Origin of the sequence: Mesorhizobium sp. M0077, from assembly GCF_040322955.1 — a bacterium.
In the GTDB taxonomy this organism is placed as follows: domain Bacteria; phylum Pseudomonadota; class Alphaproteobacteria; order Rhizobiales; family Rhizobiaceae; genus Mesorhizobium.
Genome location: NZ_JAMYUL010000005.1, coordinates 116,054 through 140,914 on the forward strand (window position 1 = coordinate 116,054; position 24,861 = coordinate 140,914).

General features: G+C 62.1%; 22 protein-coding genes, 1 other RNA gene and 1 pseudogene. 10 read left to right on the plus strand and 14 right to left on the minus strand.

The window, feature by feature from the left end:
• Positions 1-85: 85 nt before the first annotated feature.
• Positions 86-866: pseudogene (locus NKJ57_RS12710) on the plus strand (efflux RND transporter permease subunit); the annotation flags it as partial.
• An 11-nt stretch (positions 867-877) separates the two neighbouring features.
• On the opposite strand, the gene NKJ57_RS12715 reads toward NKJ57_RS12710, so the two are convergent.
• The 12 genes from NKJ57_RS12715 to ffs form a co-directional block, all read right to left on the minus strand.
• Positions 878-1,216, minus strand: a complete 339-nt coding sequence (locus NKJ57_RS12715) for a hypothetical protein (RefSeq protein WP_352510982.1) — start codon at positions 1,214-1,216, stop codon at positions 878-880.
• Positions 1,217-1,254: 38 nt separating this feature from the next.
• Entirely contained in the window at positions 1,255-2,004 is a 750-nt protein-coding gene (locus tag NKJ57_RS12720) for an ABC transporter ATP-binding protein (protein ID WP_352510983.1), read from the minus strand.
• On the minus strand, positions 2,001-2,837 hold the full coding sequence (locus NKJ57_RS12725; RefSeq protein WP_352510984.1) for an ABC transporter ATP-binding protein: 837 nt from the start codon (positions 2,835-2,837) through the stop codon (positions 2,001-2,003). The genes NKJ57_RS12720 and NKJ57_RS12725 overlap by 4 nt, the downstream gene beginning before the upstream one ends.
• A gap of 24 nt (positions 2,838-2,861) precedes the next feature.
• Positions 2,862-3,782, minus strand: coding sequence for a nickel transporter permease (gene nikC, locus NKJ57_RS12730; RefSeq protein WP_023682024.1), 921 nt, complete (start codon positions 3,780-3,782; stop codon positions 2,862-2,864).
• Positions 3,779-4,846, minus strand: a complete 1,068-nt coding sequence (locus NKJ57_RS12735; protein WP_023669524.1) for an ABC transporter permease — start codon at positions 4,844-4,846, stop codon at positions 3,779-3,781. Before NKJ57_RS12735 ends, nikC begins: the two co-directional genes overlap by 4 nt.
• A gap of 18 nt (positions 4,847-4,864) precedes the next feature.
• Entirely contained in the window at positions 4,865-6,508 is a 1,644-nt protein-coding gene (locus tag NKJ57_RS12740) for an ABC transporter substrate-binding protein (protein ID WP_023730913.1), read from the minus strand.
• Positions 6,509-6,770: 262 nt separating this feature from the next.
• Positions 6,771-8,048, minus strand: coding sequence for a lytic murein transglycosylase (locus NKJ57_RS12745; protein WP_352510985.1), 1,278 nt, complete (start codon positions 8,046-8,048; stop codon positions 6,771-6,773).
• 194 nt (positions 8,049-8,242) lie between these two features.
• Entirely contained in the window at positions 8,243-8,848 is a 606-nt protein-coding gene (gene recR, locus NKJ57_RS12750) for a recombination mediator RecR (protein WP_023696745.1), read from the minus strand.
• A 97-nt stretch (positions 8,849-8,945) separates the two neighbouring features.
• A complete protein-coding gene (locus NKJ57_RS12755; RefSeq protein ID WP_023736155.1) occupies positions 8,946-9,914 on the minus strand; it encodes a cell wall hydrolase in 969 nt (322 codons plus the stop codon).
• A 219-nt stretch (positions 9,915-10,133) separates the two neighbouring features.
• Entirely contained in the window at positions 10,134-10,457 is a 324-nt protein-coding gene (locus tag NKJ57_RS12760) for a YbaB/EbfC family nucleoid-associated protein (RefSeq protein ID WP_023669519.1), read from the minus strand.
• A gap of 31 nt (positions 10,458-10,488) precedes the next feature.
• Positions 10,489-12,300, minus strand: coding sequence for a DNA polymerase III subunit gamma/tau (locus NKJ57_RS12765; RefSeq protein WP_352510986.1), 1,812 nt, complete (start codon positions 12,298-12,300; stop codon positions 10,489-10,491).
• Between the two features lie 105 nt (positions 12,301-12,405).
• Positions 12,406-12,502, minus strand: an RNA gene (ffs, locus tag NKJ57_RS12770) — signal recognition particle sRNA small type.
• A gap of 157 nt (positions 12,503-12,659) precedes the next feature.
• Between ffs and NKJ57_RS12775 the strand changes: the two genes are divergently transcribed.
• The 3 genes from NKJ57_RS12775 (at position 12,660) to NKJ57_RS12785 (ending at position 14,436) form a co-directional block, all read left to right on the plus strand.
• Positions 12,660-13,079: an HIT domain-containing protein gene (locus tag NKJ57_RS12775; RefSeq protein ID WP_023682032.1), complete on the plus strand. Its 420-nt coding sequence runs from the start codon at positions 12,660-12,662 to the stop codon at positions 13,077-13,079.
• A 35-nt stretch (positions 13,080-13,114) separates the two neighbouring features.
• The gene (gene nudC, locus NKJ57_RS12780; RefSeq protein ID WP_023715298.1) at positions 13,115-14,056 is read left to right on the plus strand and encodes an NAD(+) diphosphatase; all 942 of its coding nucleotides are present in this window, start codon (positions 13,115-13,117) and stop codon (positions 14,054-14,056) included.
• 74 nt (positions 14,057-14,130) lie between these two features.
• Positions 14,131-14,436, plus strand: a complete 306-nt coding sequence (locus NKJ57_RS12785; RefSeq protein WP_023669515.1) for a Dabb family protein — start codon at positions 14,131-14,133, stop codon at positions 14,434-14,436.
• 7 nt (positions 14,437-14,443) lie between these two features.
• Here NKJ57_RS12785 and NKJ57_RS12790 read toward each other — a convergent pair whose 3' ends face one another.
• Together NKJ57_RS12790 and NKJ57_RS12795 are read right to left on the minus strand one after the other, a co-directional pair.
• Positions 14,444-15,307: a prephenate dehydratase gene (locus tag NKJ57_RS12790; RefSeq protein WP_023692604.1), complete on the minus strand. Its 864-nt coding sequence runs from the start codon at positions 15,305-15,307 to the stop codon at positions 14,444-14,446.
• A 22-nt stretch (positions 15,308-15,329) separates the two neighbouring features.
• A complete protein-coding gene (locus NKJ57_RS12795) occupies positions 15,330-16,055 on the minus strand; it encodes a 3-deoxy-manno-octulosonate cytidylyltransferase (protein ID WP_352510987.1) in 726 nt (241 codons plus the stop codon).
• Positions 16,056-16,248: 193 nt separating this feature from the next.
• On the opposite strand from NKJ57_RS12795, the gene NKJ57_RS12800 reads away from it, so the two are divergent.
• The 6 genes from NKJ57_RS12800 to NKJ57_RS12825 all read left to right on the plus strand — a co-directional run bounded on the left by NKJ57_RS12800 (position 16,249) and on the right by NKJ57_RS12825 (position 24,847).
• Positions 16,249-16,914: a c-type cytochrome gene (locus NKJ57_RS12800; protein WP_023688767.1), complete on the plus strand. Its 666-nt coding sequence runs from the start codon at positions 16,249-16,251 to the stop codon at positions 16,912-16,914.
• A gap of 151 nt (positions 16,915-17,065) precedes the next feature.
• Complete coding sequence (locus tag NKJ57_RS12805) at positions 17,066-18,943, plus strand: extracellular solute-binding protein (RefSeq protein WP_023745252.1); 1,878 nt, start codon at positions 17,066-17,068, stop codon at positions 18,941-18,943.
• Positions 18,943-20,811 (plus strand): extracellular solute-binding protein, encoded by a 1,869-nt coding sequence (locus tag NKJ57_RS12810; RefSeq protein ID WP_023682036.1) that lies wholly within the window; start codon positions 18,943-18,945, stop codon positions 20,809-20,811. The genes NKJ57_RS12805 and NKJ57_RS12810 overlap by 1 nt, the downstream gene beginning before the upstream one ends.
• 174 nt (positions 20,812-20,985) lie before the next feature.
• The gene (locus tag NKJ57_RS12815; protein ID WP_023669509.1) at positions 20,986-22,083 is read left to right on the plus strand and encodes a microcin C ABC transporter permease YejB; all 1,098 of its coding nucleotides are present in this window, start codon (positions 20,986-20,988) and stop codon (positions 22,081-22,083) included.
• Positions 22,083-23,222, plus strand: a complete 1,140-nt coding sequence (locus NKJ57_RS12820; RefSeq protein ID WP_023682037.1) for an ABC transporter permease — start codon at positions 22,083-22,085, stop codon at positions 23,220-23,222. Before NKJ57_RS12815 ends, NKJ57_RS12820 begins: the two co-directional genes overlap by 1 nt.
• The gene (locus tag NKJ57_RS12825; RefSeq protein WP_023682038.1) at positions 23,219-24,847 is read left to right on the plus strand and encodes an ABC transporter ATP-binding protein; all 1,629 of its coding nucleotides are present in this window, start codon (positions 23,219-23,221) and stop codon (positions 24,845-24,847) included. Before NKJ57_RS12820 ends, NKJ57_RS12825 begins: the two co-directional genes overlap by 4 nt.
• The last annotated feature ends 14 nt before the right edge of the window (positions 24,848-24,861 follow it).

Consider the following 24,861-nt stretch of genomic DNA (forward strand, 5'->3'; position numbering starts at 1 on the left):
GTCGTCGATGCGGACCACTTCGACAGACCGGTCTTAACCAGCCGACCGATACACGTACGGGGCAGTCCGTGACAGCTCACCCGTCACCGGGAACGGCGAAGCGATCCCGCTCGCTGCGGTCGCGAACTTCCGCTACGACCTCGAACGCCGACGATGTGGCGGCGCAACCGCATCCCGACGATCACCGTTCGCGCCGGCCTGGTCGGCGACGTGCTGCCGGCCACCGTCGTCAACGAATTGAAGCCGTCGGTCGACGCCTTCATCGCCAAACTGCCGACCGGCTATTCCGTTGCAACCGCCGGCTCGGTCGAGGAAAGCGCCAAAGCCAGGGACCGATCGCAGCGGTGGTGCCGCTGATGCTGTTCGTGATGGCGACCATCCTGATGATCCAGTTGCAAAGTTTTCAGCGCCTGTTCCTGGTGGTGGCGGTGGCGCCGCTCGGCCTGATCGGCGTGGTCGCGGCCCTGGTGCCGAGCGGCGCACCGCTCGGCTTCGTCGCCATTCTGGGCGTCCTGGCGCTGATCGGCATCCTGATCCGCAACTCGGTTATCCTGATCGTGCAGATCGAGGATCTGGTGGCCGAGGGCCAAGACCGCTGGGAAGCCGTGATCGAAGCGACCGAGCACCGCATGCGGCCGATCGCGCTGACGGCCGCGGCCGCCAGCCTAGCGCTGATCCCGATCGAGCGCGAAGTGTTCTGGGGCCCGATGGCCTACGCCATGACGGGCGGCATCATCGCCGGCACGGCGATCACGCTGCTGTTCCTGCCGGCGCTTTATGTGACGTGGTTCAGGATCAAGGAGCCTAAGCAGGGGGACGAACCATCTGTTCCGGAGAACGGCGAACTGGCGCAAGACCCCGCTTAACGCTTTGCGGATCATTCGTTATCGTTAGAGGGTTCGGGGCGCGATTTCGTTCGCTGCCATGGCGATGATTTTGAGGTCCGCCAAGCATGCCAGCCTTTTGGCAAGTCGGCCAATGCCAGGATGCTTTCATCCTGCTGCACCACCTCTTGCAGGCCAACGAGCATTATCTCGCGTTCATCCCAATCTCGAGAGTCGCTGCTATAGAATTGCCAACTGCCGCCTTCATCGTTGTAGTTCTCGTCATCGTCAGCTTCATGCACAACGTATGCGATCCAGTCGCCCCGTTTGAATATGCTCTTGTCCGATAGCACCGCGACATTGGGCGGATCTGCAAACTTCCATTCTTCCATGGAATTCCCCAAGCGATTGTTCTGCGGAAGAAACTAGTTCACGCCGTCCGAACAAACCCCTCGCTCGCCCTAAGCAAATTGCGTGTGTAATCCTTCTCCACGCGGTGCCCGATCAGCTGGCCCGCCGTCAGGTTCTCCACCGCTTCGCCATTCTGCATCACCATCAGGCGCTCGCACATATGGGTGATGATGGCGAGGTCGTGGCTGACCATCAGGAAGGTCAGCTTGCGCCGACGGCGAACCTCTTCGAGCAGGTTGAGCACTTCGGCCTGCACCGAAGCGTCGAGCGCCGAGGTTGGTTCGTCAAGCAGCAGGATCGACGGTTCGAGGATGAGCGCCCGCGCGATAGCCACGCGCTGACGCTGACCGCCGGAGAGCTGGTGCGCATAGCGGAAGCGGAAGCCCTTGCCGAGGCCAACCTCATCCAATGCGCGCTGGATGCGTTGTTCGCCATCGGCAAAGCCGTGGATGGCGAGCGGCTCCTGCAGCAGGCGGTCGACGGTCTGACGCGGGTGCAGCGAACCATAGGGGTCCTGGAAGACCATCTGCACTTCGCGATAAAAAGCCTTGTCGCGGCGCGCTCCCAGCGTCTTGCCATTGACCGTGATAGTACCGGATGCGACAGGCACCAGGCCGGCAATGGCTTTGAGCAGCGTCGACTTGCCGGAACCGCTCTCGCCGACCAGGCCGAAGGATTCGCCGGACTTCACCTCAAGGTTCGCCCCTTTCAGCGCGCGAAAACGGTCGAACACCACCTCCAGCCCTTCAATCGAAATGGCTGGCGTCATGCCGCCCACTCCGGCTTGCGGTCGAGCACCGGCAGCGGGTGGCGTTCGTAACCGATCCTGGGCATGCAGTTGAGTAGGCCGCGCGTGTAGGGATGCTTGGCGTCGCGCAGCTCCGACGCCTTGAGCTGCTCGACCACCTTGCCGGCATACATGACGATGACGCGGTCGCAGAAGGAGGCGACCAGCCGCAGATCGTGCGAGATGAAGATCAGACCCATGCCGCGCTCACTGACCAAGCGGTCGAGGATGCCGAGCACATCGAGCTGCACGGTGACGTCGAGCGCCGAGGTCGGCTCGTCGGCGATCATCAGTTCCGGTCCGGCGATCAGCATCATTGCGATCATGGCGCGCTGGCCCATCCCGCCGGACACCTCGTGCGGGTGCAGGTCGAAGACACGCGAAGGGTCGCGGATCTGCACAGCTTCCAGCATGGCCAGCGCACGCTCGCGCGCCTCGGCCTTGGAGACCTTTTCATGCGTGCGCAGCGTCTCGACGATCTGGCGGCCGATGCTCATCACCGGGTCGAGCGAGTATTTCGGATCCTGCAGGATCATGGCGATGCGTTTGCCGCGCAGCGCCCGGCGCTGGCGGGCGGGTATGTCCAAAAGATCGATGCCGTCCAAGGCGAGCTTCTTGGCCGAAACCAGAGCCTGCGGCGGCGTCAGCCCCATGATGGCGCGGCCGGTCTGCGACTTGCCGGAGCCGCTTTCGCCGACAATGCCCAGCCGCTCTCGGCCAAGCGAAAAAGTGACGCCGCGCACTGCCTGGATGAGGCCAGTGCGAGTCGGGAAGGTGACGCGCAGATCGTCGATATCGAGAAGTGCACCACTCATTGATCACCGCTCATTGATCACCGCTCATTGGTCGCCGCTCCGGGGATCGAGCGCGTCGCGCAGGCCGTCGCCGAGCAGGTTGAAGCCGAGACTGACGATCAGGATGGCGAAGCCCGGTGCGCCGGCCACCCACCATTGGTCGAGCACGAAGCGGCGGCCGGACGCGATCATGGTGCCCCATTCCGGCAGAGGCGGCTGAGCGCCGAGGCCGAGGAAGCCGAGGCCGGCGGCGGTGAGGATGATGCCGGCCATGTCGAGCGTCACCCGGATGATCAGCGAGGAGATGCAGAGCGGCATGATGTGGCGCAGCACGATGCGGAACGGCGAGGCGCCCATCAATTGCACCGCCTTGATGTAATCGGAATTGCGCACGGTCATCGTCTCGGCCCGCGCAATTCGAGCGTAAGGCGGCCACGAGGTGATGGCGATGGCCAGCACCGCGTTTTCGATCCCAGGGCCAAGGGCGGCGACAAAGGCCAGTGCCAGGATCAGCTTGGGGAAGGCGAGGAAGATGTCGGTAATGCGCATCAGAATGGCATCGGTCCAGCCGCCGGCATAGCCGGCGACGGTGCCGACCAAAAGGCCGATGGGGGCCGCTATCACGGCGACGAGAATGACGACATAGAGGGTCCAGCGTGAGCCAAAAAGAATGCGCGAATAGATATCGCGGCCGAGATCGTCGGTGCCGAACCAATGCGCCGCACTCGGCGCCAAAAGCCGGGCATTCTTGAGATCGCCGATAGTCGGCGAATAGGGCGCCAGCACATCGGCAAAGGCGGCGACCAGCAGCAGCGCGATGATGATGAGCAGGCCGAGAAACGCCAGCCGGTTGGCGGAAAAGCGCCGCCAAGCGACGTAGGCGCGGCCGAGCCGTGCCTGCATGCGCGAGGCCGGCCGATCGCTGAGCAGCCAATCGCGGCGCGTTTGGATTGCTTCGGCGCTCATCCTGTCTTCGTCCTCGGATCGAGCACCTTGTAGAGAACGTCGGACAGGAGGTTGATGCCGATGAACACCGAACCGATGACGATGGTGCCGCCGAGCACGGCGTTCATGTCGGCGTTCTGCAGCGAATTGGTGATGTAGAGGCCGATGCCGGGCCAGGAGAACACCGTCTCGGTCAGCACCGAACCTTCGAGCAGCCCGGCATAGGACAGCGCGATCACCGTGACCATCGGCACCGCGGCGTTGCGCAGCGCATGGCCCCAGATGATTCGCGTTTCAGACAGGCCCTTGGCGCGCGCGGCGACGATGTATTCCTGCGACAGCTCATTCAGCATGAAGGAGCGCGTCATTCGGCTGATATAGGCGAGCGAGAAATAGCCCAGCAGCCCTGCGGGCAGGATGATGTGGCGGTAAGCGTCGTAGAAGACATCCCACTGGCCCTGCAGCGCGGCGTCGAGCAGGTAGAAGCCGGTGATCGGTGTGAATGTGTACTCGTAGACGATGTCGAGGCGGCCGGGAAAAGCCACCCATTGGAGCTTGGCGTAGAACAGGACAAGCCCCAAAAGCCCGATCCAGAAGATAGGCACGGAATAGCCGATCAGGCCGACAATGCGAACGATCTGGTCGATGAGACTGCCGCGTTTTACCGCTGCCAGCACGCCGAGCGGCACGCCGATCAACGAGCCTATCAGAGTGCCCAAAGTCGCCAGTTCGATCGTTGCCGGAAAGGCACGGCGGATGTCGGTCATCACAGGATTGGTGGTCAGCACAGAGGTGCCGAAATCACCGTTCAGCGCATGCTTGAGATAGATATAGAATTGCTCGATCAACGGCAGGTCGAGCCCCATCTCGCGGCGGGTGCGCTCGACGACATTGGCCGGTGCGCGGTCGCCGAGCACCGCCAGCACCGGATCAATCGGGATGACGCGGCCGATGAAAAAGGTCACCGCGAGGAGGCCGAGATAGGTGGTGACGGCGATGACCAGGAAGCGGCCGATGGCCAATAAAATAGCGACGGCGCGGGCGCTTCCCTGCCCCGCCGTCGCCTGGTTTTCAATCGCGCTCATCAGGCGCGTCCGCCGTCGCTATTCCTTGGAGACCGGGCCGACGAAGTTGGAGTCGAAGCTCGGACCGAGCGCAAAGCCTTTCAGGTTTTTGCGCAGGCCTGCCACTTCCAATTGCTGGTGGATGATGACGAAGGGACTGGTGTCGAGGATCGTCTTTTCAAGGCTCTTGTACATATCGGCGCGCTTGCCGGCATCCTTCTCAAGCAAGGCTGCTTCGGTCTGCTTTGTCAGGTCCGGGATGTCCCAGGCATTGCGCCAGGCCAGCGTCTTGGTCTTGCCTTCATCCGAATTATCCGGGTTTGAGGCAAAGGTCTGGGCATTGGAGTTCGGATCGAAATAGTCCTGGCCCCACTGACCGATATAGATGTCATGATTGCGGGCGCGGTATTTGGTCAGCGTCTGCTTCCCGTCGCCGGGGATGATTTCCAGCTTGATGCCGGCTTGGCCAAGCGTCTGCTGGATCGATTCCGCCATGCCGGTGGTCGGCTGCCCCGTGCGTACGTCCATGGTTACACTGAAGCCGTCGGCAAGGCCGGCCTTGGTCAGCAGTTCCTTGGCCTTGGCGACGTCGAACTTGAACGGATTTTCGTCCAGTTCGCCCAGCACGCCCTTGGGCAGGAAGGTCTGGTGAATCTCGCCAATGCCCTTGAGGATGGTCGTGCTCAGCGCATCGTAGTCGACCAGATATTTGAACGCCTGGCGAACCTCGGGCTTGGCGAGGTTCGGATTCTTCTGGTTGAGGCTGATATAATAGACCGTGCCCTTCGGCGCGCTGGTCGTGGTGAGATCGGCATTCTTGGCGATGGCGTCGAGATCGTTCGGCTCGAGGTTGCGGGCAACGTCGATGTCGCCTGCTTCGAGCGCCAGGCGCTGTGCCGAGCTTTCCTTCATGTTGCGGTAGATGACGCGGGCGAGCTTGGCCTTCTCGCCATTGTAATTATCGTTGCGCTCGAGCACGACGACCTCATTGGCCCGCCATTCGCGCAGCTTGTAGGCGCCGGAGCCGGCATAACCGGTCTTCAGGAAGGCGTTGCCGAAATCGTTGTCCCATTTGTAGTCGGCACTCGGCGTCACCGCGGCGACATGTTCCTTGACCAGCTTTGCGTCGACGACCGAAGCGACCGTTGCCGACAGGCAGTTTAACACAAAGCTCGGCGCATAGGCCTTGTCGACGGTGAACTGGAAGGTGGTGTCGTCGACGGCCTTGGCCTTGTCGGCAACATTGTCGCCGCTGATGCCGAACTGGTTGATGATGAATGCCGGCGGCTTGTCCAGCTTGATGGCGCGCTCGAAGGAATAGGCGACATCGGCCGCGGTCAGTGGATTGCCCGAAGCGAACTTTAGGCCAGGCTTGAGCTTGAACGTATAGACCAGGCCGTCGTCGGAAACGGTCCAGCTCTCGGCAAGGTCGCCCTTGACCTTGGAGGTGTCGCTGAGGTCGAGGCGGACCAGCAGATCATAGGTGTTGCCGGTGACCTCTGCGGTCGACAGTTCGAACGCCTCGCCCGGATCCATGGAGATGATGTCGTCGATGGCAAAACCTTCGACCAGCGTGTCGGCGGGGGTCACGGCAAAGGCCGGCGCGACGCCAATGAGCAGAGCGGACATGGCTGCACCTGCGAGCCAGACGCGCGAACGTAGAGCAAACTTTTCCATCATCATGATGATTGTTCCCTGTTTTGTTGATTGTTGACCCCGAGTTCCCGGCTCAGGGCTGCAGTAATCTTTTTCGCGGCCGGAGGACGACCGTTAGACACATACCGTGTTGATTTTTTTCCAGTTGGTCAACACCCTATCCGGCAGCCCTCCAACCGGCAACGGGCATTTTGCGAGCCGGCATACTGGACCGGAATATGCTGTGCGCGTCGAAGCATGGGCGAGCCAATTGCAGCCGCCGATGGGGAAAAATCTGCTCTTTTCGGTGTTACTTGATGGCAGCAACCAGATCGGCGTCGGGGAAGCAGGTGGCGGGGCGGCCGTTCTTTTCCTGCCAGCTGCCGATCGAGCGGCGGGTCTTGAAGCCGGGCAGGCCGTCGGCGCTGCCGACATCGTAGCCCTTGGCCTCCAGCGCCCGTTGCAGCGCGGCGATGTCGGAACGATGCAGGCCGCCAACCGCACCCCAGCTGCCGACGAAATCAGCATCGCCATGGGCGATGCGGTCAGCGCCATGGCCGATGAACAGGGCGTACAGGTCGCTGGTGTTGTACTGTTTCAGCACGTAGAAATTGGGCGTGGCGATAAAGGCGGGGCCGCTGCGTCCGGCCGGCATCAAAAGGAACCCTTCCGCCTTCAGTTCGTTGGCCGGAAAGGGTTTGCCGCCGACGCGGCTGATTCCCATCGCCGCCCAGGTTGAGATCTTCTTGCCTTGGTCGGGACCTTCGAGCGAGCAGGAAACGCTTTCCGGAACCGTCACCTCGAAACCCCAGCCACGCCCCTTCACCCAGCCATAGTGGACGAGATAGTTGGCGATCGAGGCCAGCACGTCCGGCGTCGAATTCCAGATGTCGGGGTGGCCGTCACCGTCGTAGTCGACGGCGTGCTTCAGGAACGAGGTCGGCATGAATTGCGGCTGGCCGAGCGCGCCGGCCCAGGACGATTTCATGGCGCCGACCGGCGCCAACCCATGCTCGACGATCTCGAGCGCCGCCAGCACCTCGGTGCGGAAGAAGTCCTTCCTGGTCGACATGAACGCCTTGGTGCCGAGAACCTCGAAGGCGTCGTAGGGCATTTTCGCCGCGCCGAAGCCGGTCTCGCGGCCCCAGATCGCCAACAGTATCTCGCCCGGGACACCGTAGCGCTTTTCGATCGCAGCAAGCGTCCTGGCGTTGGCCGCCTCGCGCGTGCGCCCGCCTGATGTGACGGCGCGCACCGTCTTTTCGGCGAAATAGGCGCCGGGCGAACCGAACTCGGCCTGATGCTGTTTTTGCGGAGTTTTGGGTTTCTCGCCGGGCAGGACGAGGTCGGGCAATTTGAGGTTCGGCTTCACGCCGTCGAAAGCGGCGTCGAAAGTGGATTTGGAGATGCCTTTGGTCTGGGCTTCCGGCCAGAGATCGGTTTGCAGCCAGGCGCGGAACTGGTCGTCGATTTTGGCGGCGGAGGCGGGGGCTACAAAAAGCAGGGCAACAAGGGATGCGAGAAGCGCAACGAGCGCCAATCCGAAAGATCCGCGTTCTGTCGCGCCCCCTTCTGTCCTGCCGGACATCTCCCCCTCAAGGGGGGAGATTGGCTGTCGCTTCGGTTTTCGCCAACCACCAGCGTTGAAAGAAGAATGCCGCCCGAGAAGCTGCTGATCTCCCCCCTTGAGGGGGAGATGTCCGGCAGGACAGAGGGGGGTGTTTGGCGCAAACCTCGAAGAATGCGAAGCTTTCATGTCGCACATCCTGCCCGCCAATTGCGTCAAAACGCCGTCCGCGAGCGCAAGGCCGCCGCCAGCGTCCCCTCATCCAGATAGTCGAGTTCGCCGCCGACCGGCACGCCATGCGCAAGCCTGGTGACCTTGATCTCGAAACCCGAGAGCTGGTCGGTGAGATAATGCGCCGTCGTCTGGCCCTCGACCGTGGCGTTGACGGCGAGGATCACCTCCTTCACCTCGCCGCCGGCGACGCGGTCGACCAGCGAGCGGACATTGAGCTGGTCGGGGCCGATGCCGTCGAGCGGCGACAGCGTGCCGCCGAGCACGTGGTAGCGCACATTCATGGCCGCCGCCCGCTCCAGCGCCCAGAGGTCGGAGACATCCTCGACGACGATCAGCGTCGAGGCATCGCGGCGCGGATCGGTGCAGATCATGCAAGGGTCGGAGGTATCGACATTGCCGCAGGTCGTGCAGATGCGCACCTTGTCGGCGGCTTCAGCCATGGCGGCGGCGAGCGGCGACAAAAGCTGCTCCTTCTTCTTGATGAGGTGCAGTGCCGCACGCCTGGCCGAACGCGGCCCTAGTCCCGGGACCTTGGCCAGGAGCTGGATCAGGCGTTCGATCTCGGGACCGGCGATTCGCTTCGACATCGCACTGATCTAGGATTTTTCCGCGCGCTTTGAAACATGCCGCATACGCACCGAGCCCGCCATGCTGCCATGGCGGGCTCGGAAACTGTTTTAGGCGTCAGTAGGCTGAGAGCGGCCGGGTTTGATCGACGATCATTGCGCCGATAGCGTCGGTGTTCTCAGGCGTCGACTGGAAGCCCATCGACGCTTCCTGCGTCGCCGATGGAACCGAGGTGATGTAGCGGGCGTTCAGCGTGCCGCCGAAACGCGAGGCATCCGGCTCGGCCATCGGCTCCTGCATCGCCACCTCCGTCTGCTTGGCGGCGACGCGGGCGCTCTTGGCGGGCGCCGCGGAAGCCGTCACATAGGTCTGCTCGGCCGGGGCACGTGTCGCCTTGGCTGCGCGAACCGCCGCGGCCTGCTTGGCAGGATCTGGACGGACAATGGTCTTCACCACCGGCTCGGCGTAGGCAACCTGCACCGGCGCTTCAGGCACAGGCGCGCGCGGCGTCCCCGAGGCAACCATGGTCGTGGATTCATCCGGCAGCGGCTGCCAGTTGCGGCCGCGCTTCTCGTAGAAGGCGTTGCCGCCGGCAACCATGGTGTAATGCATGTTCTTGTAGGGGAACCTCAGGCCGGCGGTGTGGAAGTACATCGTGTTCTTCAGCTTGGCCTTGCGCTCGCCCTTGAGCACCGCATCGGCGGCCTCCTCGACATCGGGCATCGCTTTCGAATTCATCGCCCGCGTCATCACGCCGGGCGCGAACTGGCCCGGTTCGCCAACCACTTGGCAAATGGTGCTGCCATGATTGCCGGAGCGCAGCCGGTTCATCACCACCGTGCCGACGGCGATCATGCCGTCACGGCTCGAGCGGTTGGACTCGAAGAACATCGCCCGCTCCAGGCATTCCTTCTCCTTCGGCGTGTTGCGGTAGGCGCGCGTCGAAAGGAAACTGGGCGTGATGGCGTCGGTCAGGCTGGCGACCGACAGGCCGTGCGAAGACGTGGTCTGGCTGCAACCGGCCAGGAACATAGGGGAGAAGATGATGCCGAGCAGAAGCGGCGTCTTCCATCGCGTCGCGATCAACAAAAATGCCTCATTGTCCAGATGCCAGCCCGCCCCGAGATGTGGCAAGAATGAGACTCTTAAAGGCAAAAAGATGGCTAAAGGATTAGCTTTCGTGCAGCATAGGTAAAACTTTATAAATGCCCAGATATGTCCGCGTGAACAAAGCCGGAGAAAGTCTTTAACAACAGCCTCCGCAGCCGATTTCCCTTCATAATCAATTAACTGGTTGGAGCCGGCTCAGAACGGCAATTTCATTCCGGGCGGGATCGGCAAGCCTGCCGTCAGCGCCTTGGTCTTCTCCTGCATAATCTGCTCGACCTTATTTTTGGCGTCATTGTGAGCGGCCAGCAGCAGGTCTTCGAGAATCTCAACCTCGTCCTCCTTGAACAGCGACGGATCGATCTTCAGCGACTTCATTTCGAACTTGCCGGTCAGCGTGACATTGACCAGCCCGCCGCCCGCCTGCCCGCTTGCTTCAATCGTCGCGATCTCGTCCTGCATGGCCTGGAACTTGGCCTGCATTTCCTTCGCCTTGCCCATCAGGCCGAGAAGATCTTTCATGGTCGGGTCCTTTGCGGATTCGTGGCTATGGTCAGGTTTCGTCGTCGTCGGACGGCGGCTCGACCGGCGCTTCGGCCTTGTCGGTGTCGACTTCCGGCGCGTCGGGAATGCGCACGTCGATGATCTTGGCGCCGGGAAAGCGCGCCAGGATGGCGGCCACAGCCGGATCGCTTTTCGCGTCGGAGAAAGCAGTCTCGCGCCTGGTCGATTCCATCTCGGCCAGCGTTTGGCCGCCCTCTTCCTTCGACAATGACACCAGCCAGTTGCGGCCGGTCCAGGCCCGCAGCTTCGTCGTCAAGTCGTTCAGCAGCATCTTGGGCGCATCGGCGGTCAGGCCGACGTCGATACGGCCGGGCTCGATGCTCACCAGGCGAATACAGCTCTTGACCAGCACCTTGAAGGCGATGTCACGCTGCGCGTCGGCAAGAGCGACAATATCGGCCAGCGATTTCAGCGGCGGCGATTGCGGCTCCACGACCGGCTGCGGAGGCGCGACAAAGGCGACCGGGGGCGCGTCGACCAGCCGCATGATTTGCGCACCGGCTGGCCCGGACGGCACCCGGGTCTGCGCTACGGCGCTGGCGCCGCCGCCATTGCCGGCATTTACCGGCGCACCATTCGGGCGTGACGCACCACCGGACGCCGGAGCGCCGCTCTCCAGAGATTTCAGCGCCTCGTCCAGCGTCGGCAGGTCGGCGGCATGCGCCAGCCGGATCAGCACCATCTCGCCGGCGCTGACCGGTCGGTTGGACGACTGCACCTCGGGAATGCCTTTCAAGAGCATCTGCCAGGTTCGCGACAGAACCTTGACCGACAGCGTGCTGGCGAAGTCGGCGCCGCGGCGGCGCTCATCCTCGGACAGGGAAGCGTCGTCGGCAGCCGTCGGCACGAAGCGCAGCCGGGTGACGAGGTGGTTGAATTCGGCCAGATCGGTCAGCACGGCAGCCGGATCGGCGCCGGTGTCGTACTGGTTGCGGAATTCGGCAAGGGCGGCCGCCACATCGCCTTTCATGACATGTTCGAACAGGTCGACGATGCGGGCGCGGTCGGCGAGACCCAGCATGGCGCGCACCGCTTCGGCGCTGACGGCGCCGCCGCCATGGGCGATTGCCTGGTCGAGGATGGAGAGCGAATCGCGGGCCGAGCCTTCGGCGGCGCGCGCGATCATCGCCAGCGCGTCCTCGTCGACCGATATGCCTTCCTTGCCGGCAATCGAGGCGAGATGCGCGACCAGCGCGCCGGCATCGATGCGTCTCAGGTCGAAACGCTGGCAGCGCGACAGCACGGTGATCGGCACTTTGCGGATTTCGGTGGTGGCAAAGATGAATTTGACGTGCGGCGGCGGCTCTTCCAGCGTCTTCAACAGGCCGTTGAAGGCCTGGGTGGAGAGCATGTGCACTTCGTCGATGATGTAGACTTTGTAGCGCGCCGACACCGGGGCATAGCGCACGCGCTCGATAATGTCCCTGATGTCGTCGATGCCGGTATGCGACGCGGCGTCCATCTCGATGACGTCGACATGGCGGCCTTCCATGATCGCCTGGCAGTGCTCGCCCAGGAGGGCGAGGTCGACCGAGGGATGGTCGACCGTCGGCGTCTTGTAGTTGAGCGCCCGCGCCAGGATGCGCGCCGTCGTGGTCTTACCGACGCCGCGCACGCCGGTCAGCATCCAGGCCTGGGCGATGCGGCCTGTGGAGAAAGCGTTGGTCAAAGTGCGGACCATCGGCTCCTGGCCGATCAGTTCGGAGAAATTCGACGGACGATATTTGCGCGCCAGCACGCGATAGGCGACGGCCTTTTGCTTCTCCAGGGTTTCGGGGTCCGAATTTCCGGCTTCGCTCATTCGCCCGTAAAGCTCCAAAAGGCCGCGTCTCAGCGTAGCCGATTCCTGCTAATAGTCTCGCCCGCGCTGCAATGCGTCGTCAATGTCGCGAGAGGGGCCGATGAGGTGGGAGGCTGGAACAATGACCCGTTCCGGGCTCGTTAGGGCTGCTTCCTTCCGGACCTGACCCGGTTGGCGAGTGGATCGTCCACCACCAACCTCCCGCGTTCCATATCGGCAATTCAGCGATCAAATGCAAGGGTGCATTGAGAATCGGATGCCCGTGAACTCCGCCGCTCAATGAATCGCTTGCAGCCCCCGTGCAGCCGCTCTAGCGTCATGAGTTTGGGAATAATGCGAGAAGCGCAAGGGAAACGCCAATGCTACCGGGCCTCAAGGCCGGATTCACGCTCGACTCCAGGCTGGAGGCGGATAGCGAGCAGCTGATGTGGCTCGGCCTGTGCGAGCTCAGGGTGATGAACGATAGCCGCTGGCCATGGCTGGTCCTGGTGCCGCAGCGGCCGGGGGCCGAAGAAATCCACGACATGACGCCGCTCGACCAGGCGATGTTGACCTTCGAAACCAACATGGTGGCGCAGGCGCTGAAAAGAACCACGGGCTGCACCAAGATCAACACCGGCGCGCTCGGCAACATCGTTCGGCAATTGCATGTCCACGTCATCGCCCGCTCGGAAGGCGATCCGGGCTGGCCGGGGCCGGTGTGGGGGCACGGCATGCGCGAGCCCTATGAGCGTTCAGGCATCCGCCAGTTTGCGCAACAGATCAAGGCGGCGCTATAAGCCGCCTGTGTCCATTCCTAGACGTTCGAGCTTCCATGACCTTTCGCCTTTTTGACGCGCCCTTGCGCGAACCGAGCCAGTTCGTCGGCTTCGCCGGAAACACGATTGATCGGCAATCCGAGAACCGCGCCGACGATTCCGTCGAAAGGGCGTTAGCCGATCCCTCGGCACGTCTTCTGCCGATGCATGGCGGACGGCTGTATCTGAAATTGCACGATGGCAGCTTCGACCCTTGGTTCGATCTGGCTGAGAGCCAGAAGCTGCAGCCATCACTCGCACAAGGCGTGCTGCTTGGCTTTGCCGAGAGCGGCCCGGTACTTGCCGTGCCGGTCGGCCTCGATCCCGAACAGCTACCGGAGACCATGAAGGCGATCGATTATCGCTCGGTCTATATTCAGGGGCTGATCGACGAGGCGGCAGCGGGCGCGCTGGCGCAAGGCGCCGCCCTGCTTGCTTGGCATGCCACCCATCGCTTCTGCAGCAAATGCGGCCATGAATCGCAAATGCGGGCCGGCGGCTACAAGCGCCATTGCCCAAATTGCGGCACCGAGCACTTTCCACGCACCGATCCGGTGGCGATTATGCTGACGGCGACGCGGGAAAAATGCCTGCTCGGCCGCGGCCGACATTTCGGGCCCGGCATGTACTCGGCGCTTGCCGGCTTCATCGAGCCGGGCGAGACGATCGAGGCGGCGGTGCGCCGCGAAACGCTGGAGGAAGCCGGCATCCGGCTCGGCCGCGTCGTCTACCATGCCAGCCAACCCTGGCCGTTCCCCTATTCGCTGATGATCGGCTGTTTCGGCGAACCGCTCAATGACGACATCCAGGCCGATCTCAACGAGTTGGAAGATTGCCGCTGGTTTTTTCGCGACGAGGTGCGTTCCATGCTGGAGAGGACGCACAAGGACAATCTGGTCACGCCGCCGAAAGGCGCGATCGCGCATCATCTGATCCGCGCCTGGGTCGACAGCGAATAAGAGTTGTTATTTTACGCAATTCCGGACGGAAAACCGCTTCACACTTTTCCTGGAATGCTTAACGGGAGCAAAAAATGATCCGTCACACCGTGGTTTTCACCCTGAAGCACCCGCAGTACTCGCTGGAGGAAAAGCGGTTCCTCTCCGATGCCAAGCGCATTCTCAGCGCAATCAAGGGCGTCACCCATTTCGAGCCGCTGCGGCAAGTCAGCCCGAAGAACGACTATCACTTCGGCTTCTCGATGGAGTTCGTCGATCAGGCCGCCTACACCAGATACAATGAGCACCCGGACCACGTCGCCTTCGTGCGTGACCGCTGGATCCCGGAAGTCGAAACCTTCATGGAAATCGACTATGTGCCGCTGACCCTGCTGGTTTAGGGGAACCTTAGTCCGCGACCTTCCACTGCTCGCGCGACTCACTGGCGGGATAGACGCCCAGAATGCGCACTTCGCGCGAGAAGAAGCGCAGTTCGTCCAGCGCCAGCTTGACCAGCGGATCGTCGGGATGGCCCTCGATATCGGCGTAGAACAGCGTCGCGGTGAAGGCGCCCAACTGATAGCTCTCCAGCTTCGTCATGTTGACGCCGTTCGTGGCGAAACCGCCCATTGCCTTGTAGAGCGCAGCCGGCACGTTGCGGACACGGAACATGAAGGTCGTCATCATCTTGGTGTCGGCCGAGGGCCGTTCGGCCAATCGCTTGTCCTTGGTCAGGACGACGAAGCGGGTGACATTCGAGTCCGTGTCCTCGACATTTTTCTCGATGATGTCGAGGCCATAGAGTTCTGCGGCGAGCGCAGGCGCCAGCGAGGCCATGGTGCGGTCCTTGAGCTCGGAAACCAGCTTCGCCGAACCCGCCGTGTCGCCGGCAATCACCGGCTTCCAGCCATTCTTGCGGATGTATTTGCGGCACTGTCCCAGCGCATGGATATGGCTGTGCACGGTCTTGATCTCTTCGCGTTTGACGCCGGGCAGCACCATCAGTTGGAAATGGATCGGCAGGAAATATTCGCCGACGATGTGGAGTTTCGATTCCGGCAAGAGATGATGGATGTCGGCGACGCGGCCGGCGATGGTGTTTTCGATCGGGATCATGGCGAGGTCGGCCTTGTTGGTCTCGACCGCGTTGAAGGCATCCTCGAAGGTGGGGCACGGCAACGGCTCCATCGAAGGGAACATGTTGCGGCTGGCGGTGTCGGAATTGGCGCCCGGTTCGCCCTGGAAGGATATTCTGTTGGTCTTGTCAGGCATGCCGATATCCAGGTTGAAGGTCTCAGGAAAGAATTTGTCGGGCGCGTTCGAGGTCTTCCGGCGTGTCGACGCCGAGCGGCAGCGATTGCACGATCTCGGCATCGATGCGCATACCGGCCTCCAGCGCCCGCAACTGCTCCAGCCGCTCGCGCCGCTCCAGCGGCGACGGCTTCAAAGCGACGAAGCGTTCGAGGGCTGAGCGCCGATAGGCGTAGAGGCCGACATGGTGATAGAGCGGCCCCTCGCCCCAGGGCGCGGTGGCGCGGGTGAAATAGAGCGCCTTCAGCCGCGTCGCCGACAACGGCGAACCGACGATCTTGACGACGTTGGGGTTGGCCTTTTCCTCGTCGCGGACGATCTCGACGCCGAGCGTGGCGATGTCGACCGCAGCGTCCTCGAACGGTTTCAGCGCCGCACCGATGATCTTGGGATCGATGGTCGGCAGGTCGCCCTGCACATTGACGATGGTTTCGACCTTGCGATCGGGGTCGAGCGCGGTCAGCGCCTCGAAGATACGGTCGGAGCCGGATTCGTGGTCGGTGCGCGTCATCACCGCCTCGAAACCGTGCGCGCGCACCGCTTCGGCCACGTTGCGCGTGTCGGTTGCCACCACCACCCGGCCAAGCCCAGCCTCAGCGGCGCGGCGGGCGACATGGACGATCATCGGCGCGCCGGCTATGTCGGCCAGCGGCTTGCCCGGCAGGCGCGTCGAGGCCATGCGGGCCGGGATCAGGATGAGCGTGGACATCGAGGTTGCAAGGCGTTCGAAAGAGGATGGGGAAAGTGGCAAAAGGTCTCACTGGAAGCGCCCTTATAGGTGTTGCAACGCCCAAGCAAAAGACCTAGTTTCCGCCCGATTTGACCGGCTCGACGGGGTGGGTCACGATACCGACGGACGGAGTGGACGGAGAGGTCCGCCGGAAAAGGGAGCCCTGGGGCGTATGGATTCCAACGAAGTCAACAAACTGCTCGCCGGGTTGCTTGGAACCTGTTTCGTCGTCTTCTCGGTCGGTTTGGTCTCCGACGCCCTGTTTGCCTCGCCGGCGCCGGAAAAGCCCGGCTTCGCCATCGAGGCGACGGAGCCTGCCGAAGGCGGCGCCGCCGGACCCGCGGCAGAGGCCAAGCCGATCGCCGACCTTTTGGCCACCGCCAATGTCGAGCAAGGTGCGGCCGTCTTTAAGAAATGCCAGGCCTGCCATTCCGGCGAAAAAGGCGGCCCCAACAAGGTCGGCCCGGATCTCTGGGACATCGTCGACCGCCCCGTCGCCGAGCATGAGGGCTTTGCCTATTCGGCCGGCATGAAAGAGTTTTCCAAGGGCGGCGCGGAGAAGTGGACCTATGACAACCTCAACCACTTCATCACCTCGCCGAAGAAATTCGTGAAGGGCACTGCGATGGGCTTTGCCGGCCTGCCGAAGGACGAGGACCGCGCCAACGTCATCGCCTATCTGCGAACGCTGTCGGACAGCCCAAAGCCGCTGCCGACGCCAGGTGCCGCCGCTGATGCAACCGCGCCGGGCAAGCCGGCCGAGGGTGCTGCTCCGGCCAAGCCGGCTGAAGGGGCAGCTCCAGCCCCTGCGACGCCGGCACCGGCGCCCGCCAAATAACCGAATTGTCATCTCCATGATCTCAAAAAAGCCGGGTTCAGCCCGGCTTTTTGTTAGGAAAATCGCATATGCGGCGACAAAGCCGCCGCATGGCGGTTTTCACCGGCGTCAAATCATTTAGGATTGCCGGGCATCGCGAAGAGGAGAACGCATGACGGTTGGCCGAACGCTTCTGAGGTCCTTTCTGGTTGTGGGCGCCCTCGCAGGCGGCCTGCAGGCAGCCTTCCCCCAGGAATGGCACACCACCTCTTCGCTGATCGGCCCCTCCAAATATGGCGAGAACTTCCAGCGCTACGATTATGTGAATCCGGATGCACCGAAGGGTGGCACCTACAATTCGGTCGTTTCCGGCACGTTCGACAGCTTCAATCCCTACATCGTGCAGGGCTCGCCGGCGGCCGGCCTGCAGCCATTTGGCGGCGGCCTGCTCTACGACACGCTCATGGATCAAGCGACTGACGAAGGCAGCGTCAGCCACCCGCTCATCGCCGATGCCTACAAGTACCCTACCGACTATTCCTCGGCCACCTACCGGCTCGACCCACGGGCGAAATGGCATGACGGACAGCCGATCACCACTGACGACGTGATCTGGTCGTTCCAGGTGCTGAAGGCCAACAGCCCGATGTACAGCCGCTATTTCGAAAACGTCACCGACGCCGTCGCTGTCTCGGACCGTGAGGTCGAGTTCCACTTCGACCAGAAGGGCAATCGCGAACTGCCCAAGATCCTCGGCGACCTTGTCGTGCTGCCCAAGCATTGGTGGGAAGGCACCGACGCCAATGGCAAGAAGCGCGACATCACCAAGGGGACGCTGGAGCCGCCGCTGGGCTCGGCTGCATACAAGATCGCCAGCTTCAAGGCGGGGTCGGAAATCGTCTGGCAGCGCGTCCCCGACTATTGGGGCGCCAAGCTGGCTGTGAAAATCGGTCGGGAGAATTTCGACACGCAGCACTTTACCTACATTCTTGACGACAACGCCTCCTGGGAGGCGTTCAAGAAAGGTGGCCTCGACGATATCAAGCCGGAAAACAGCTCGAAGCGCTGGGCGACATTTTATGATTTCGCGGCGATCAAGGCCGGCGATGTGATCAAGCAGGAGTTCAAGACCACCTCGCCCGAGCCGATGCAGGCTTTCATGCTCAACCAGAGACATAGGTTGTTTGCCGATCGTCTGGTCAGGGCCGCGCTCACCTACCCGTTCGATTTCGAATCGATGAACCGCACGCTGTTCTTCGGTTTCAACACTCGCACCCACAGCTATTTCCAGGGCACGGACCTAGCCTCCAGCGGCTTGCCGCAAGGCAAGGAATTGGAGATCCTGGAGAAGTACCGCGACAAGCTGCCGCCGGAAGTATTCACCCAGGAATTCAAGTTGCCGGTCTACGATTCGCCGCAGGCGGAGCGCAAATATCTGAAGCAGGCGGTCGACCTGTTCGCCCAGGCCGGCTGGGTGATCAAGGGCGGCAAGATGGTCAACGCCAAGACCGGCGAGCCATTCAAGTTTGAAATCCTAGGCTCGAATGAAACCGACCAGGTCATTTCCAGCCCCTGGATCGCCAATCTGCGCAAGATCGGCGTCGATGCGACACTGCGCATCGTCGACCCGAGCCAGTATACCAACCGCGTCAGAAATTTCGATTACGACGTCATCACAGGACAGCTCCAACAGTCGGAATCGCCCGGCAACGAGCAGCGCGATTTCTGGAGCTCCAAGGCCGCCGACACACCGGCATCGCGCAATTATTCCGGCATCAAGAACCCGGTCGTTGACGCCCTTGTCGACCGCATCATTTTTGCCACGGATCGCGATGACCTCGTCGCCACCACCCATGCGCTCGATCGCGTGCTGCTGTGGAATTACTATGTGGTGCCGCAATACTATCGCGCCGTTGTGTGGCTGGCTTACTGGAACAAGTTCGGCATCCCGGAAAAGCAGCCCGGCTACCGTGGCGCCGATATCGATTCCTGGTGGATCGATGCGGACAAGGAAAAGGCCCTGGCCGCCAAGTACAAGGGCAGCAATTGATGGCGGGGCTCCCTCGCCGCGATTTCCTGGCCCTCAGTGGCGCCGCGGCCGTTGCTGCGCTGCTGCCGGGCAAGGCTTTCGCCGCCAGCCCAACCGGCGTGAAACTGCATGGACTGTCGGCTTTCGGCGACCTCAAATACAAGCCGGACTTCACTCATTTCGACTATGTCAATGTCGATGCGCCGCAAGGTGGCGTCTTCAACTTCCTGCCGCGCAACTGGCTTGCCAACCAGACGCCGCTGACCTTCAACACGCTGAATTCGTTCGTTCCCAAAGGCGATTCGCCCCAGCGCACGGAGATGTGCTTCGATTCACTGATGGTGAGAGCGTACGACGAACCTGACGCCGTTTACGGGCTGATCGCTGACAGCGTGACGATTTCCGACGACCGCAACGACTTCACCTTCTCGCTGCGCCCGCAGGCCCGCTTCCATGACAGCACGCCATTGACGGCAGAGGATGCCGCCTTCACCTTCAAGCTGCTCAAGGACAAGGGGCACCCGTACTATTCCCTGCCGCTAACGCATCTGGATGACGCGATTGCCGTGGATGCCCACACGCTGCAGCTTAGGTTTTCCGGCAAGCAGACAAGCCGCACCATCCTCAACGTCGTCGAGTTCCCGGTCCTGTCGAAGGCGTTCTACACGGCCAACCCGTTCGATTCCTCGCAGATGAACCCGCCGTTGGGGTCAGCCGCCTACAAGGTCGGTCGCTGGTCGGCAGGGGCCTGGATCGAATATGAGCGTGTGGCTGATTATTGGGGCAACGACCTGCCGGTCAATCGCGGCCAGAACAATTTTCAGCGGATCCGCGTTGAGTTCTATCAGGACCGTAGCGTTGCCTTCGAAGCGTTCAAGAAGGGAGAAATCCTCTACAGGGAGGAATTCACCTCGCGCGTCTGGGCGACCGGCTACGACTTCCCAGCGTTCACTGCCGGCAAGGTGGTGAAGCACGAATTCCCGGCCGAAACGGTGCCTTCGATGCAGGGCACCGCCGTCAACCAGCGGCGCGAGCAGTTTCGCGACTCGCGCGTGCGGCAGGCGATCGGGCTCTGCTTCGACTTCGAATGGACGCGGCGCAATTTCTTCTACGGTTCCTATGAGCGCTCGCAATCCTGCTTCGAGAAATCCGAATTTCGCGCCGAGGGCAGACCGTCGCCACAAGAATTGGCTCTTCTTGAGCCGCTGCGTGAGCAGATTCCCGCCGAGGCTTTTGGCGAAGCCGTGATCCAGGACGCGTCGAACGGCTCCGGCCGCGACCGGCAGTTGCTTGGCAAGGCGGCCAAGCTTCTGGCCGAGGCCGGCTGGAAACGGTCCGGCAATTTCGTCGTGAACGACAAGGGTGGTCGGTTGTCCGCAGAGTTTCTTGTCGACGACGAAGTCTTCGAACAGGTCTACTCGCCCTGGGTCGAAAACATGAAGGCGGTCGGCATCGATGCCTCGATCCGGCTGGTGGATGCCGCGCAATATCAGCTGCGGCAGAATTCGTTCGACTACGACCTCGTCTCGGTCGCGGCCTCGTTTCCGGCGACGCCAACCCGTGACGACCTCGAAACCATTTTCCATTCGCGAGCAGCTACCGTATCGGGCTCTCGCAATCTGCCGGGAACGTCGAGCCCGGCCATCGACGCCCTGGTTGACGCCGCAGGTGCCGCCGAGGGTCGCGAAAGCCTGACAATTGCCATGCGCGCGCTCGACCGGGTCTTGCGTGCACGGAGGGATTGGATTCCAAGTTGGTTCCTGGCGAATCATCGAAGCGCCTATTGGGACATGTTCGGTTTTCCCGAGCGGAAACCCGATTTCGACTTCCCGGTCGAAGCGCTGTGGTGGGTCGACAAGGGCAAGGCGGCAAAAATTGGCAAAGGGTAGGCTGTTGCGCGGCACTTTACCCTCCCCCTCGTGGGGAGGGTCGGTGAGCACTTCGTGCGCAGCGCGAATGGCGAACCGGGGTGGGGGTGTGACGGCGTACGCCGGATCGAGACTACCCCCACCCCGCTCCGCTTCGCGGATCGACCCTCCCCACAAGGGGGAGGGTGAAAGCTGATGGGCGCCTACATACTGCGCCGTATCCTGCTGATGATACCGACCCTGTTCGGCATCATGGCGGTTGCTTTCGTCGTCACTCAATTCGCACCGGGTGGACCGGTCGAGCAGGTCATCGCCAGCCTGACCAACCAGGGCGGCAGCGACCGCCTCGGCAGCGGCGGCGGCGATGCAGGAGGCGGCGGCAATTTCGATGTGGCCGGTGACGTCGGCTCGAAGTATCGCGGCGCGCAAGGGCTCGATCCGGAATTCATCAAGAAGCTGGAAAAGCAATTCGGCTTCGACAAACCACCGCTCGAACGCTTCGGCATGATGCTGTGGAACTATGCCCGCTTCGATTTCGGCGACAGCTATTTCCGTGACATCTCGGTTCTTGACCTGATCCTGGAGAAGATGCCGGTGTCGATCTCGCTTGGGCTGTGGATCACGCTGTTGTCCTATCTGATCTCGATCCCCCTTGGCATCCGCAAAGCGGTCAAGGACGGCTCCGCCTTCGACGTCTGGACCAGCGGCGTGATCATCGTCGGCTATGCCATACCGGCCTTCCTGTTCGGCATATTGCTGATGGTGCTGTTCGCGGGCGGCTCCTTCTGGGACTGGTTCCCACTGCGCGGCATCGTCTCCGACAATTGGGACCAATTGTCGTGGCCCGACAAGATCGTCGATTATTTCTGGCACATGACCTTGCCGCTGACGGCGCTGGTGCTGTCGGCCTTCGCGACGACGACGCTGCTGACCAAGAACTCCTTCCTGGAAGAGATACGCAAACAGTATGTGGTGACGGCCCGTGCCAAGGGCCTGTCGGAGCGGCGGGTGCTTTACGGACATGTGTTCCGCAACGCAATGCTGATCGTCATTGCCGGCTTTCCAGCGGCCTTCATCTCGGCCTTCTTCACCGGCTCGCTTTTGATCGAGAACATCTTTTCCCTCGACGGTCTCGGGCTGCTCGGTTTCAGGTCCGTGTTGGCGCGCGACTATCCGGTCGTGTTCGCCAACCTCTATATATTTTCGCTGCTTGGTTTGTTCGTGACGCTGTTGTCCGACCTGATCTACACATGGGTCGATCCGCGCATCGATTTCGAGCGGAGAGACGTCTGATGACGCAGGCTGCAGCCGAGATCACACCGACAAGGATCGCCCGCCCCTGGCTGTCGCCGCTCAACAAGCGGCGCTGGCAGAACTTCAAGGCCAACCGGCGCGGCTACTGGTCGTTGTGGATATTCCTCGCTCTGTTCGTGCTGTCGCTGTTTGCCGAACTGATCGCCAACGACAGGCCGATCGTCGCCTACTACAAAGGCGAGATCCTGTTCCCGGTGGCGGTCGCCTACCCCGAGGAAAAATTCGGCGGCTTCTACGCCGTCACCGACTATCGCGACCCGGTCATCCGCGACGAGATCAACGCCAATGGCTGGATGATCTGGCCGCCAATCCGCTATTCCTACCGCACCGTCAACAATGCGATCCCCGACGCCGCTCCCGCAAAACCGTCATGGGAATACGACGCGCAGAGGCGATGCAGCCAATATCCGCAAGGCGCTGCCGATCCTGACTGCATTGTCGGCAACTGGAACTGGCTGGGTACCGATGACCAGGCGCGCGACGTGCTGGCGCGCATCATCTACGGGTTCAGGATTTCCGTGCTGTTCGGGTTGATCCTGACTGCGGGTTCGTCGGTTATCGGCGTCGCCGCCGGCGCGCTGCAAGGGTATTTCGGCGGCTGGACCGACCTTCTCTTTCAACGCTTCATAGAAATCTGGTCGGCGATACCGCTGCTGTATCTGCTGCTGATCGTCGCCGCCATCCTGCCGCCGGGCTTCTTCATCCTGCTCGGGCTGATGCTGCTGTTCTCCTGGACGTCGCTTGTCAGCGTGGTGCGCGCCGAATTCCTGCGCGCACGCAACTTCGAATATGTCAACGCGGCCCGCGCGCTTGGTGTGTCCAACCGCACCATCATGCTGCGCCATCTTCTGCCTAATGCCATGGTGGCGACGCTGACCTTCATGCCTTTCCTGGTCAGCGCCTCGATCTCGACACTGACCTCGCTCGACTATCTCGGCTTCGGCCTGCCGCCCGGCACCGCGTCGCTCGGTGAACTGCTAAAACAGGCGCAGAGTAACCTCAATGCCCCCTGGCTCGGTATATCGGGCTTCATCGTCATCTCGCTGATGCTGTCGCTGCTGGTGTTCATCGGCGAGGCGACGCGCGATGCGTTCGATCCGCGCAAGGCGTTCCGATGAGCGAGCCCCTGCTCTCGGTCCGCGATCTCAGCGTTGCCTTCACGCAAGGCGGCAACCAGTCGATAGCCGTCGACCACATCTCCTTCGATCTCGCCAAGGGCGAGACGGTGGCGCTTGTGGGCGAATCCGGTTCCGGCAAATCGGTCTCGGCGCTGTCGGTTCTGAAGCTGCTGCCCTACCCGACGGCCAGCCATCCCTCGGGCAAGATCCTGTTCCAGGGCGCCGACCTTTTGGCGATGAACGAAAAGCAGTTGCGCAGCGTGCGCGGCAACAAGATCACCATGATCTTCCAGGAGCCGATGACCTCGCTCAATCCTCTGCACACGATCGAGCAGCAGATCGTCGAGATCCTGGCGCTGCATCAGGGCATGGGCGACCGCCAGGCCAAGGCGCGCACGCTGGCGCTGCTCAACGAGGTCGGCATTCGCGAACCGGAAAAGCGGCTCGACGCCTATCCGCACCAATTGTCCGGCGGCCAGCGGCAGCGCGTCATGATCGCCATGGCGCTGGCCAACGAACCGGAACTGCTGATCGCCGACGAACCGACGACGGCGCTCGACGTCACCGTGCAGGCGCAGATCCTCGAATTGCTGGCGGGGCTGAAGAGCCGCAAGGGCATGTCAATGCTGTTCATCACCCATGATCTCGGCATTGTCAGAAAGATCGCCGACCGCGTCTGCGTGATGACCAAAGGCAAGATCGTCGAGACCGGGCCGACCAGGGACATCTTCGCCAACCCGCAACACGCCTATACCAAGCACCTGTTGGCCGCCGAGCCGAAAGGCAAGCCGCCGGCCGCCAACGACGCCGCCAAGCCTGTGATGACCGGCAAGGACATCAAGGTTTGGTTCCCGATCAAGAAGGGTTTCTTTCGCACCACCGTCGACAATGTGAAGGCAGTTGACGGAATCGACGTCACCGTACGCGCCGGCCAGACGCTCGGCGTCGTCGGCGAATCCGGCTCCGGCAAGACGACGCTCGGCCTGGCGCTGGCGCGGATGATCTCATCGACCGGCACCATCCAGTTCAATGGCAGCGACATCAACCAGCTTTCCTTCAACGCCATGCGGCCGCTGCGCCGCGAGTTGCAGATCGTTTTCCAGGACCCGTTCGGGTCGCTCAGCCCGCGCATGTCGGTCTCGGAGATCATCGAGGAAGGCTTGAAGATCCACGAGCCGAAGCTGTCGCCCGACCAACGCGACGACAAGGTCGTCGCCGTGCTGAAGGAGGTCGGGCTCGATCCGGCGACCAGGAACCGCTATCCGCATGAATTCTCCGGCGGTCAGCGCCAGCGCGTCGCCATTGCGCGCGCCATGGTGCTCAATCCACGCTTCGTCATGCTGGACGAACCGACCTCGGCGCTCGACATGAGCGTGCAGGCGCAAGTGGTCGACCTCTTACGCAATCTGCAGGCCAGGCACGACCTTGCCTATCTGTTCATCAGCCACGATCTGAAAGTCATTCGCGCCCTTGCCAATGACGTCATCGTCATGCGCAATGGCAAGATCGTCGAAGCCGGCCCTTCCGAACAGATTTTCGAGCGGCCGCAGACCGACTATACGAAGGCGCTGATCTCGGCCGCGTTCAAGATCGAGACGGCGCCGGTCGGTATCGTCAGCGAATAACAGGGAATACAATC